Below are 10973 nucleotides of genomic sequence, written 5' to 3'. Positions count from 1 at the left end.
GTTTTTTTTTAATAACCGAACGCCGCGACCCCGACCCCCACCTGCGGCGCGGGGGCGGGTTGCTGCCCCGCCACCGCGCAGGAATATGGTGGGTTGATCAAGCACGGCGCCAAGCTTCTGTTCGCCTATGCCGAAGCGACCGTGCCAAAGATCACCGTCATCACCAGAAAGGCCTATGGCGGCGCCTATGACGTCATGGCGTCAAAGCATTTGCGCGGTGACATGAACTATGCCTGGCCAACGGCGCAGATTGCGGTGATGGGCGCCAGGGGCGCAGTCGAGATCATCTATCGCAAGGATATCGGCGACGCGGAGAAAATTGCAGCGCACACAAAAGCTTACGAGGATCGCTTCCTGTCCCCCTTCGTTGCCGCCGAGCGTGGCTATGTCGACGAGGTGATCATGCCGCATTCGACCCGCCGCCGCATCGCCCGCGCGCTCAGGATGCTGCGCAACAAGGATATGCAAAACCCCTGGAAGAAGCACGACAACATTCCGCTGTGAGGGTTGATGTCGCGCCTGGTCCTCTATGTAGGAGCGCGTTTCGGCAGGTTTGCCATCCTGCTCTTCGCCCTGCCGCTGTTTTGCCCAATACTCCTGTGGTTCTGGTTCCTCGATTGCTATCCGCTCGCTGTCATCGCGACTGGCGTTGTTGCGATCCCGGCCGCGATGCTGGCCATCGTTCTGTTGATCGGGACATTGTTCGCCGGTTTTCGACCCAGCAAGGTGGACGGGATTACTCGGGAATCAGCCCCGAAATTGTGGGCTGTCTGGGAGAGTATTGCCGGCAAACACCGCGCCAGCCGCACGAACATCATCCTGAGCGACGATCTCAACGCTAGCATCGGTGAAGAGCGGCCGTTTCTGGGCCTGCTTGGTCGCAGGGCAATTCTCACCGTGGGCCTGCCGCTGCTCGCAGCGACCGACCAAAAGGGGTTTGCGGCGATCTTGGCCCATGAGGACGCCCATCTGAAAAATAAAGATACAAATGGCGGGCTCAACCTGGCCGAACTCGAAATGAGCTTCGATCTAATCTTCGACTTCGCCCCACCGGGAAAAACCGTTTCGGGCAGCCTGTTCTACTGGATGCTTGGCCCGCTGTCGCGCACGCTGGAGCGCGAAGAAATACGGTTGTCGCGGCGGGCGGAAATTGACGCAGATCGTCATGCAGCGATGTCCGGCGATGCATATGAAACGGCGCGCGCCATGCTGCTGATCGGTGCTGCCAGTGCGCTCTTCGATGACCAAGTGTATATTCCGCTTAAACGTGAACTGCTTGGCACCATGGTACCGCCTCGTCCACCACTTGAAAGAGTTCTGGCGGCCGCCAGTCACCTGTCGAGGCTTCCCATCCTGCAAGAATATGCGCAAAAGGCCTGGGACGCGCCAGATAACGAAAGCGCGGATCATCCGCCCTGGTCCGAACGTTTGACTGCTCTTGGATTTAGCTCGGCTCCAGAGATAAAACCAGTTCTGGTTTCCGCCTTGTCGAGCCTGCTGAGCGATGAGATCGTCGCCGAACATGTCCGCCATTTCGACGGCGAATGGACATCGAAGATCGCCGACTATCTCGATCGATAGCTATCCACCTGAAACTATAGCGGCTAATGCCCAGTCGGCGCAGGCTATTCCGCTTCCGCTGCTCCGAACCCGGCTCCCATCGTCGCGCGGACGGCGCCCGACCACGGCGTGGCGTGATTGTCGATGCGCATCTGGAAGATGAAATAGGTCGGCGAGCAGAAGCCGATGCCCTTCACTTTGCCGATACCGGGTGTATCGGGCGGCAGCGACTGACACATGTAATCCTCGCGGCAGAAATGGTCGGCCGAGCAGGCAGGACGATTGCCGCGATTGACGGCGCCGCCCAGGCACTGGTCGAAATTATTGGTCGCCACGCAGGTGTCGAATTTTTTGCCGCCGACCAGCCCGCAAATCTCGTTCGGCATCGGCTTGCCCGTCTTGAAGGCGGCAAAGCTGCGATCCCGGTCGTCGCAGCCGCGATAGGCGATACCCGCCGGCACACCGATCTTCGGCGGTCGGCAGGTGTAGGCGGCGCGCGAAATGCTTGGTGCGAACGCGGCGAACTGACTGGTGATGGTATAGTGGTCATTGAAAGGCTGTGCCGCGTTGCTGGCGATGTATCCCGTTAAACAGGGGTGGCCGGAAAACATGTCTTCGCTGTCCTTGGGCAACAGGCATTGCGCCAGCTTGGTGTGCACGCCGGACGCGGTTGCCAGCGGCGTGCAGACGGTGCCGGCGCCGCATTGCCATGTTGCGCCGAAGCGGGCCGCATCCGCCGGCATCAGGCACGGCATCGCCATTTCGGCCGGCGAATAGGCGATTTCGCCGGCATCGTTCCAGGTCGCCGGCGGCGCGAACGATAACGGGCGAAAGCGGTTCGGTTCCTTGCCGTCGGCAGTCGCGCGCAGCCAGGCGACGCGGCGCGGGATGTCGGCGTGGAGATGCGGGGAAATGCCGACCTCAATGCGGTTGAGCGGCGAGGTCGTCTTGTCGTCAAGTCCGATGAAATGGAAGCCGGCGGTCGAGCCCGCCTGATGGCAGCCCTGGCAGGCGCCGTTGTCCAGCCGCTCGACCAATGCCTCCGGCGTGCGCACCAGCTTCAGCGCGGAGAAATCGACACCAGCGAAATCCGCGGGCTGGAACAGTGGCGTGAACGGGTGGTTGGCCTGCCTTGCACTGCCGAAGGTCGACCACGAAATGACCTTCCTTGCCAAGAATTCATCGGGGATTTGGTAGACGCCGAGATCGACCGCCGCGACATTGGTGCGGACATAGTCGGCAAGTCTTGCTTTCAGCGCAGCATCTTCGGCGAGACGTGCCGTGTCGGGCGTGTTTTCCAGCGGCTTTTCGCTGACAGCCGCTCCGTCGATGCCGAAAATTCGCATGAGATAGGCAGCCTGCCCGCCGAATTCGGTCTCTTGGCCGGAGGGGAAGCGCACCACTTGCGCATTGAGCTCGAGCTGCTTGAAGGTGAGCGCCGTCCTTTCCAGCGGCCCACCGGTCAGCCAGCCGGCATCGACGCTCTCGTCGAGTTGTGGTGCCCAGCGTCCGGCGACGCCGACACAACCGCCGTCGGCATCCGGCGCGGCATCGTAGACGGCACTGAAATTGAACGGCAGGCGCGAGGCCAGAACCTTGCCGTTTTTCTTGAAACTATAGGATAAGCGATAGACGAAGCGCACTTCGCCGCAACTCGTATCGCCTTGCAGCGCGGCGAAGTCGCGCCGGTCGAGCCGGTTGACGATGCCGACGAGGCGGAAGCGCGCGGCATCGGTCCTCAGCCAGCGCATGTCCATGACACGGCCAACATTGCCGTCGGTCACCTCGTAGAGCGGCCGACCACCGGCCTTCATCTCGGCCCGCAATGCCGCGACGTCGCTTGCAATCGTTTCGACGATCGCGTGATAGGCCGGCGCCTTGTCGTAAAGCGTCTTCAAATCGCCCTTGCCATCGACGCCGAAAATGCCGGCGAACCCGTAACCGTTGCTGTCGAGAGCGGCGAGAACGGCCGGGTCGTCGACGATCGTCAGCGGAGTTTCGGCGTTCGCAGCCTGCGCCATGAATACGGCGCCGACGATCGCAACGAGCAGCGCGAACATGCGGTTCATTCGGCAGCTATCCCGCGACTTTCGATAAGCTCGCGCAGGACCGGCACCAGCGCCAGCGGCAGGTCCTCGGCGATCAGCCCCGGTCCGAAACGGCTGCCGGCCTCGGCATGGATCCAGACTGCCGCACAGGCCGCTTCAAAGGCCGGCATGCCCTGCGCCAGCAGCGCGGCGATGATACCCGACAGCACGTCGCCCGAACCGGCGGTGGCCAACCAAGGCGCGCCATTGCCGTTGATCGCTGCCCGGCCATCGGGGGCCGCAATCACAGTGTCGGCACCCTTGTAGACGAGAGTGGCGTTGGCCCGTTCGGCTGCGGCGCGTGCCTTGGCGAGTTTGGACAGGTCCTTGTCCTCGGCGATATCTGAAAAAAGCCTGGCGAATTCGCCGTCATGCGGCGTCATCACCAGAGCCGGCGCGCTCGGCCGGCTGGCGGCTTCGAACAGGGCATCCGGCGCGTCGCGAAACGAGGTGACGCCGTCGGCGTCGAGCACCAAGGCCTCAATCCCGCCGCCCTGCCCATGGGCGCCATTCAGCACGGCCAGGGCGAATTCGCGCGTCTTCTCACCAATGCCAAATCCCGGGCCGAGCACGAAGGCCGATGGCCGGCGGCTGCCGACGAATTCGTCCACATCCGCGACAGTGTCTAGCTTGCGCAGCATGATCGAGGTCAGATGCGCCGCGTTCACATGGATGGCGTTCGCCGGCGACAGCAAGGTGACGGCCCCTGCCCCGCTCCTGGCCGCGGCAAGCGCCGACAGCCGCGCAGCACCCGTCGCCGACGGCCCGCCGGAAAAGACGCCGACATGGCCGCGTTTATACTTATGGGCGTCGACGGCCGGAACCGGAAAGCGGCCAAGCCAGAGCGCCGGAATGTTCTCGAATGTTCGTGGTTCAAGCTGCGCAACAACACTGTCGCTGATGCCGATATCAGCGAGCACGATTTCGCCGCACAGCTCGCGCCCCGGTAACAAAAGATGGCCTGGCTTTTTTCGCGCAAAGGTCACGGTGATTCGGGCGTGGAAAGCCTGACCGAGGACATTGCCGCTCTCACCGGAGACGCCCGACGGCAGGTCGACCGCGACGACCGGCGAATTCAACTCCGCCACATTATCGATCGCCTTGGCGGGGTCGCCGGATAGCGGCTTGGACAGCCCCGCCCCGTAAAGCGCATCGACCACGATCGAGCCCGTCTCGGCAACGAAATCCGACAGCGGCCGAGCTTCAACCGGGCACTCCGAGGCAGCGACTGCCGCATCGCTGCCGCCTTTAGGCGATCCGGACGCCCATACCGAGACGTCGACGGCGCTCTCCCGAAGGATGCGCGCCACGACATAGCCGTCGCCGCCATTGTTGCCGGGGCCGCAAAGCACATGGACGCGCGTTGCGTTCGGGTAGCGCTTGAGTACTACGGCAGCAACCGCAGCACCGGCATTGCGCATCAGGCCAATGCCGTCGAATGGACCAGCGGCAATCGCCAGCCGGTCGGCCTCGGCCATTTCGGACGGAGAAAGAAGTTCGTGGCTCATGCGGGCGACATGCACATCATCTGCCGAAGCATTGTCCAGTTTTTGATCCGACGCAAACTACGAAGGTTATGAAACACACCGGCAATGCCCGGAGCGACGAGTCGGAGGTCCACAGCTGCCCATGAAATATCCGATCTGCCCATTTTTTGTGCGGACGACGGGAGCGGCGTTGTTTAGGCTCGTGGCGCTCATGGCGCATCCGACGCAGGGAATGACGCGAATGTACATTCCCGCGTAGCGTGGTATCCAAATCATGTGAGCCCACCCGGCACCCCATCAATTGGCACAGTTCGTGCTTGATTGAGGCGCAAGCGGGGCTCACAACCCGTCTTTTTTGGCAGTGGAGGCCACTTTTTACATGAAAAAGATCGAAGCGATCATCAAGCCGTTCAAGCTAGACGAAGTGAAGGAAGCGCTTCAGGAGGCCGGCCTGCAAGGTATCACCGTTACCGAGGCCAAAGGGTTTGGCCGCCAGAAGGGCCATACCGAGCTTTATCGCGGCGCCGAATATGTCGTCGACTTCCTGCCGAAGGTGAAAATCGAAGTCGTGCTCGGCGACGATGCGGTCGAAGCAGCGATCGAAGCCATCCGCAAGGCGGCCCAGACTGGCCGTATCGGCGACGGCAAGATCTTCGTCTCAAACATCGAGGAAGTGGTGCGCATCCGCACCGGCGAAACCGGCATGGACGCCGTCTGAATTTTCCCGTTAAAAGGCCATGTTCAAAACGTCATCACATAGGGAAGCAGGGACATGACGACAGCCAAAGACATCATGAAGCAGATCAAGGACAACGACGTTAAGTTCGTCGATCTGCGCTTCACCGATCCGAAGGGCAAACTGCAGCACGTTACGATGGATGTCGTCGAGGTCGAGGAAGACATGTTTGCCGATGGCGTCATGTTCGACGGTTCCTCGATCGCCGGCTGGAAGGCGATCAACGAGTCCGACATGGTGCTGATGCCGGATTCCGATACGGTGCATATGGACCCGTTCTTCGCGCAGTCGACCATGGTCATCCTGTGCGACATCCTCGATCCGATCTCCGGGGAGTCCTACAATCGCGACCCGCGCGGCACCGCTAAAAAAGCCGAGGCCTACATGAAGGCCGAAGGCATCGGCGACCAGATCTTCGTCGGTCCTGAAGCCGAGTTCTTCGTGTTCGACGACGTCAAGTACAAGGCCGATCCCTACAACACCGGCTTCAGGCTGGATTCGACCGAACTGCCGTCCAATGACGACACCGACTACGAGACCGGCAACCTCGGTCATCGGCCGCGCATCAAGGGCGGCTATTTCCCGGTGCCGCCGGTCGATTCGGCGCAGGACATGCGCTCGGAAATGCTCACCGTGCTCGCCGAGATGGGCGTGCGCGTCGAAAAGCACCACCACGAAGTGGCCGCCGCACAGCACGAGCTCGGCATCAAGTTCGACACGCTGGTCCGCAACGCCGACAAGATGCTGATCTACAAATATGTCGTGCACCAGGTTGCCAACGCCTATGGCAAGACGGCCACCTTCATGCCGAAGCCGGTGTTCGGCGACAATGGCTCGGGCATGCATGTCCACCAGTCGATCTGGAAGGAAGGCAAGCCGACCTTCGCCGGCAACGAATATGCCGGCCTGTCCGAGAGCTGCCTGTTCTACATCGGTGGTATCATCAAGCATGCCAAGGCGATCAACGCCTTTACCAACCCGCTGACCAACTCCTACAAGCGCCTGGTGCCGGGCTATGAGGCGCCGGTGCTGCTCGCCTATTCGGCACGCAACCGCTCGGCCTCCTGCCGCATTCCGTTCGGCTCATCGCCAAAATCCAAGCGCGTCGAGGTCCGCTTTCCCGATCCGGGCGCGAACCCCTATCTCGCCTTCGCCGCCATGCTGATGGCCGGCCTCGACGGCATCAAGAACAAGATCCACCCGGGACAGCCGATGGACAAGGATCTCTACGATCTGCCGCCGAAGGAATTGAAGAAAATCCCGACCGTCTGCGGCTCGCTGCGCGAAGCCCTGCAGAGCCTCGACAAGGACCGCGGCTTCCTGAAGGCCGGCGGCGTCTTCGACGACGACCAGATCGACAGCTACATCGAGCTCAAGATGGCCGAGGTGATGCGCTTCGAAATGACCCCGCATCCGGTCGAATACGATATGTATTATTCGGTGTGATCCGGATTGTTGCAGCCAATAGAAAAACCCCCGGCAGAGACGCCGGGGTTTTTTTATTGTGATGCGATTGGAGAGAAAGTCACAGCGCAGACCTGAGGTCCACGCCGTGACGAATGCTCAAGCCGCGGCCGAAACCTCGGCGCTGGTCGGGACGGAGGCGATCGTCTTCAATATCTGCGAGGCGATCTGGTAGGGGTCGCCCTGCGAGTTCGGCCGGCGATCCTCGAGATAGCCCTTGTAGCCGTTGTTGATGAAGGAGTGCGGCACGCGGATCGAGGCGCCGCGATCGGCGATGCCGTAGCTGAACCTGTTCCACGGCGCAGTCTCGTGCTTGCCGGTCAAACGCTTGTCGTTGTCCGGCCCGTAGACGGCGATGTGATCCATCAGGTTCTTGTCGAAGGCCGCCATCAGCGCTTCGAAATAGGCCTTGCCGCCGACTTCGCGCATATAGGCTGTCGAGAAGTTGGCATGCATGCCGGACCCGTTCCAGTCGGTGTCGCCGAGCGGCTTGCAGTGGTATTCGATGTCGATGCCGTATTTCTCGGTCAGGCGCTGCATCAAATAGCGTGCCATCCACATCTGGTCGGCGGCCTTCTTGGAGCCCTTGCCGAAGATCTGGAATTCCCACTGGCCCTTGGCCACTTCGGCGTTGATGCCTTCATGGTTGATGCCGGCGGCAAGGCAAAGATCGAGATGCTCCTCGACGATCTGCCTGGCGACGGAGCCGACATTGCTGTAGCCGACGCCGGTATAGTACGGGCCTTGCGGCGCCGGATAGCCGCTCTCGGGGAAGCCGAGCGGGCGGCCGTCCTTGTAGAAGAAATATTCCTGCTCGAAGCCGAACCAGGCGCCCTCGTCGTCGAGGATGGTGGCGCGCTTGTTGGACGCATGCGGCGTCACGCCGTCCGGCATCATGACCTCGCACATGACGAGAGCGCCATTGGTGCGGGCGGGATCGGGATACACGGCGACCGGCTTCAAAACGCAGTCGGAGCTGTGGCCCTCGGCCTGCATGGTCGAAGAACCGTCGAAGCCCCACAGCGGAAGCTGGTCGAGCGTCGGAAACTCGGCGTAGTCCTTGACCTGCGTCTTTCCGCGAAGATTGGGAACCGGGGTGTATCCATCGAGCCAAATGTACTCGAGCTTGTATTTCGTCATTCTAGCCTCTCGTTGCTTGATCACCGAACCCTGGATGGCGCCGGGGCGAGCCGGCGTATCCAGCAGCCGACCTGCCGGATTACTAAAATGCAATTCGTGTGCCATTCTCGCCGGCGATGGATGCGGCAAAAGTGAGGTTGTATCCGCCCAAAATCGCTGGTCCGCCGTCATGCTGCGTTCCGATCATCCACAAGCACATTTTGCACAAATAATATGCAAGTACTGATCTTTTCGTAATCATATTGCCTATTTCGATTGCTGAACCTATGTTGGGGAAAGGTTGAATCGGCAAGGTTCTGTCGAAGAAAGGAAACCGACAATGGAAATCACTTCCACTCGTCAGTCGGCCAAAATCCTGATGTTCCCCGTGGCAGCGCGCGCTTCTGCCTCAAATTTAAGCGGAAAGGCTAAGTTCGCGGCAGAACTTGCTTCGTTGCGCAACCGCACGGATTTCGGAAGTGCCTGGTATCATGAGGCAGCGATCGAGGAAGCGAACCAGGATCGGAAGAGCTAAGCCCTGCGCTCGATAAATTGAAAAAGCCCGGCGCGAGCGCTCGCGCCGGGCTTTGCTTTGAACCGGACAGGCCGGCTACTGTTTGGTGTGCAGGTCCGTTCCGAGCGTATCCCTGACAAAGACCATGCCGATGATCAGCGACATCGCCGCGATCACCACCGGGTACCAGAGTCCGTAGTAGATATCGCCCTTGTAGGCGCTGAGCGCGAACACCGTCGCCGGCAGCAGCCCGCCGAACCAGCCATTGCCGATATGGTAGGGCAGCGACATGCCGGTGTAGCGGATGCGGGTCGGGAACATCTCGACCAGGATCGCGGCGATCGGCCCGTAGACCATCGTGACGAAGATCACGAGGATGAGCAGGATACCGATCGTCATCGGCCAGTTGACCGCCGCCGGGTCGGCGAACATGGCGAAGGGACCGCCGCCCGGTACGGTGTAGACGGTGACCTCGGGAGCTCCCGCAGCCTCATCGGCAGTCAGCAGCTTGTCCTTGATCGCCTGGTCGGTCGGAACCATCGCCTTCTCGCCGGCGCGGATCGCGGCCGCATCGAGCTTCAGTTCGGGATTGGCCGCGATGAAGGCTTCGAGCTTCTGATCCGGCACCTTCGCCGCTGCCCGTTTCAGCGGATAGCCGCCGTCCTGAAGCGCCGTGTTTACCGCCTTGGCGAAAACAGCGTCCTTGGCCTTGGCTTGATCGCCGGCTGCGGTGGCGTCATACGACTCAACCGTCTCGTTGCCGATTTTGACCGACGCAGCAGTGCCGGGCGCTGCCGTGGCCACTACGTCATAAGGCACCGAGTTCTTGGTCAGAAACGAGGTGGCGATATCGCAGGACGTGGTGAACTTCGCCGTGCCCACCGGGTTGAACTGGAACTTGCAGTCTCCCGGTGCCGCGGTCACCGTCGCACGGGTGTTCTGCTGCGCTGTGGCGAGCGCCGGGTTGGCTGCCCAGGTCAGCGCCTTGAACAACGGGAAGGTGCAGACGATCGCCAGTGCAAGGCCGGCCATGATAATCGGCTTGCGGCCGATCTTGTCGGAGAGCCAGCCGAACACGACGAAGAAGATCGAGCCAACAGCCAGAGCAATCGCGATCATGATGTTGACCGATTGCGGATCGACCTTGAGCACGTTCTGCAAGAAGAACAGCGCGTAGAACTGGCCATTGTACCAAACTACGGCCTGACCGGCCGTGAGGCCGAGCAGCGCCAGCAGCGCGATCTTGGCGTTCTTCCACTGACCGAAGGCTTCTGACAGCGGCGCCTTGGAGCCTTTGCCTTCGTCCTTCATGCGCTGGAAGGTCGGCGATTCAGAAAGCGACAGCCGGATCCAGATCGAAATGCCGAGGAGGAGGAAGGAAACGATGAACGGAATGCGCCAGCCCCAGGCGGCGTAGGTTTCCTTGGTCATCGACCCCTGGACGATCAGGATGACGATCAGCGACAGGAACAGGCCGAGCGTTGCCGTCGTCTGTATCCACGACGTGTAGTAGCCGCGGCGATCGTCGGGTGCATGCTCGGCGACATAGGTGGCGGCACCGCCATACTCGCCACCGAGCGCCAGGCCTTGCAACATGCGCAAGATGATCAGGATCACGGGAGCGGCGATGCCCAAAGTCGCATAGCCAGGCAGCAAGCCGACCAGGAAGGTCGACAGGCCCATGATCGTCATGGTGACAAGGAAAGTGTATTTACGGCCGACAAGGTCGCCGATGCGGCCGAACAGCAGTGCGCCGAACGGGCGCACGAGGAAGCCAGCGGCAAACGCCAGCAGCGCGAAAATATTGCGCGTCGCTTCCGGAATGGTTGGACTGAAAAAAGTCGAGCCAATGAACACTGCCAGCGAGCCGTAGAGATAAAAATCGTACCATTCGAAAACGGTGCCGAGCGAGGAAGCGAAGATGACCTTCTTCTCCTCGCGCGTCATGCCGCGGCTTGTTTTGCCGGCGGTCGATGCCATTGCCATGAGCGTATCCTCCCGTGTGA

8 protein-coding genes and 1 pseudogene are annotated in these 10973 nt (G+C 61.1%); 5 read left to right on the top strand and 4 right to left on the bottom strand.

Annotated elements, in window-relative coordinates:
• Nucleotides 1-57: 57 nt before the first annotated feature.
• Nucleotides 58-504 (top strand): annotated as a pseudogene (locus NKH93_RS32115) (carboxyl transferase domain-containing protein); the annotation flags it as partial.
• A gap of 6 nt (nucleotides 505-510) precedes the next feature.
• Complete coding sequence (locus NKH93_RS32110; RefSeq protein ID WP_352748814.1) at nucleotides 511-1581, top strand: M48 family metallopeptidase; 1071 nt, start codon at nucleotides 511-513, stop codon at nucleotides 1579-1581.
• Between the two features lie 44 nt (nucleotides 1582-1625).
• Here the strand turns inward: NKH93_RS32110 and NKH93_RS32105 are convergent, their stop codons facing one another.
• Together NKH93_RS32105 and NKH93_RS32100 are read right to left on the bottom strand one after the other, a co-directional pair.
• Nucleotides 1626-3629, bottom strand: coding sequence for a hypothetical protein (locus tag NKH93_RS32105; protein WP_352822236.1), 2004 nt, complete (start codon nucleotides 3627-3629; stop codon nucleotides 1626-1628).
• Nucleotides 3626-5155 carry an NAD(P)H-hydrate dehydratase gene (locus NKH93_RS32100; protein ID WP_352822239.1) on the bottom strand — a complete coding sequence of 510 codons (1530 nt, stop codon included), beginning with the start codon at nucleotides 5153-5155 and terminating at the stop codon, nucleotides 3626-3628. Before NKH93_RS32100 ends, NKH93_RS32105 begins: the two co-directional genes overlap by 4 nt.
• A gap of 358 nt (nucleotides 5156-5513) precedes the next feature.
• Here NKH93_RS32100 and NKH93_RS32095 point away from each other — a divergent pair, with 358 nt between their 5' ends.
• Nucleotides 5514-5852 carry a P-II family nitrogen regulator gene (locus tag NKH93_RS32095; protein ID WP_019857988.1) on the top strand — a complete coding sequence of 113 codons (339 nt, stop codon included), beginning with the start codon at nucleotides 5514-5516 and terminating at the stop codon, nucleotides 5850-5852.
• A 54-nt stretch (nucleotides 5853-5906) separates the two neighbouring features.
• Nucleotides 5907-7316, top strand: a complete 1410-nt coding sequence (gene glnA, locus NKH93_RS32090; protein ID WP_352457514.1) for a type I glutamate--ammonia ligase — start codon at nucleotides 5907-5909, stop codon at nucleotides 7314-7316.
• 117 nt (nucleotides 7317-7433) lie between these two features.
• Here glnA and NKH93_RS32085 read toward each other — a convergent pair whose 3' ends face one another.
• Nucleotides 7434-8474, bottom strand: coding sequence for a glutamine synthetase beta-grasp domain-containing protein (locus NKH93_RS32085; protein WP_023717535.1), 1041 nt, complete (start codon nucleotides 8472-8474; stop codon nucleotides 7434-7436).
• Between the two features lie 319 nt (nucleotides 8475-8793).
• On the opposite strand from NKH93_RS32085, the gene NKH93_RS32080 reads away from it, so the two are divergent.
• The gene (locus NKH93_RS32080) at nucleotides 8794-8988 is read left to right on the top strand and encodes a DUF2735 domain-containing protein (RefSeq protein WP_352451032.1); all 195 of its coding nucleotides are present in this window, start codon (nucleotides 8794-8796) and stop codon (nucleotides 8986-8988) included.
• 75 nt (nucleotides 8989-9063) lie between these two features.
• Here NKH93_RS32080 and NKH93_RS32075 read toward each other — a convergent pair whose 3' ends face one another.
• A complete protein-coding gene (locus NKH93_RS32075) occupies nucleotides 9064-10953 on the bottom strand; it encodes an MFS transporter (protein WP_352822244.1) in 1890 nt (629 codons plus the stop codon).
• Between the last annotated feature and the right edge of the window lie 20 nt (nucleotides 10954-10973).

This window comes from Mesorhizobium sp. M0954 (genome assembly GCF_040319155.1).
Lineage (GTDB): Bacteria > Pseudomonadota > Alphaproteobacteria > Rhizobiales > Rhizobiaceae > Mesorhizobium.
Note: the sequence above shows the minus strand (reverse complement) of the source record. Positions and strands in the feature narration are given on the sequence as shown.

Bases quoted from the DNA above. Each gene is read 5' to 3' on its own strand.
- NKH93_RS32110 (WP_352748814.1), top strand. From the start codon at position 511: ATGTCGCGCCTGGTCCTCTATGTAGGAGCGCGTTTCGGCAGGTTTGCC.
- NKH93_RS32105 (WP_352822236.1), bottom strand. From the start codon at position 3,629: ATGAACCGCATGTTCGCGCTGCTCGTTGCGATCGTCGGCGCCGTATTC.
- NKH93_RS32100 (WP_352822239.1), bottom strand. From the start codon at position 5,155: ATGAGCCACGAACTTCTTTCTCCGTCCGAAATGGCCGAGGCCGACCGG.
- NKH93_RS32095 (WP_019857988.1), top strand. From the start codon at position 5,514: ATGAAAAAGATCGAAGCGATCATCAAGCCGTTCAAGCTAGACGAAGTG.
- glnA (WP_352457514.1), top strand. From the start codon at position 5,907: ATGACGACAGCCAAAGACATCATGAAGCAGATCAAGGACAACGACGTT.
- NKH93_RS32085 (WP_023717535.1), bottom strand. From the start codon at position 8,474: ATGACGAAATACAAGCTCGAGTACATTTGGCTCGATGGATACACCCCG.
- NKH93_RS32080 (WP_352451032.1), top strand. From the start codon at position 8,794: ATGGAAATCACTTCCACTCGTCAGTCGGCCAAAATCCTGATGTTCCCC.
- NKH93_RS32075 (WP_352822244.1), bottom strand. From the start codon at position 10,953: ATGGCAATGGCATCGACCGCCGGCAAAACAAGCCGCGGCATGACGCGC.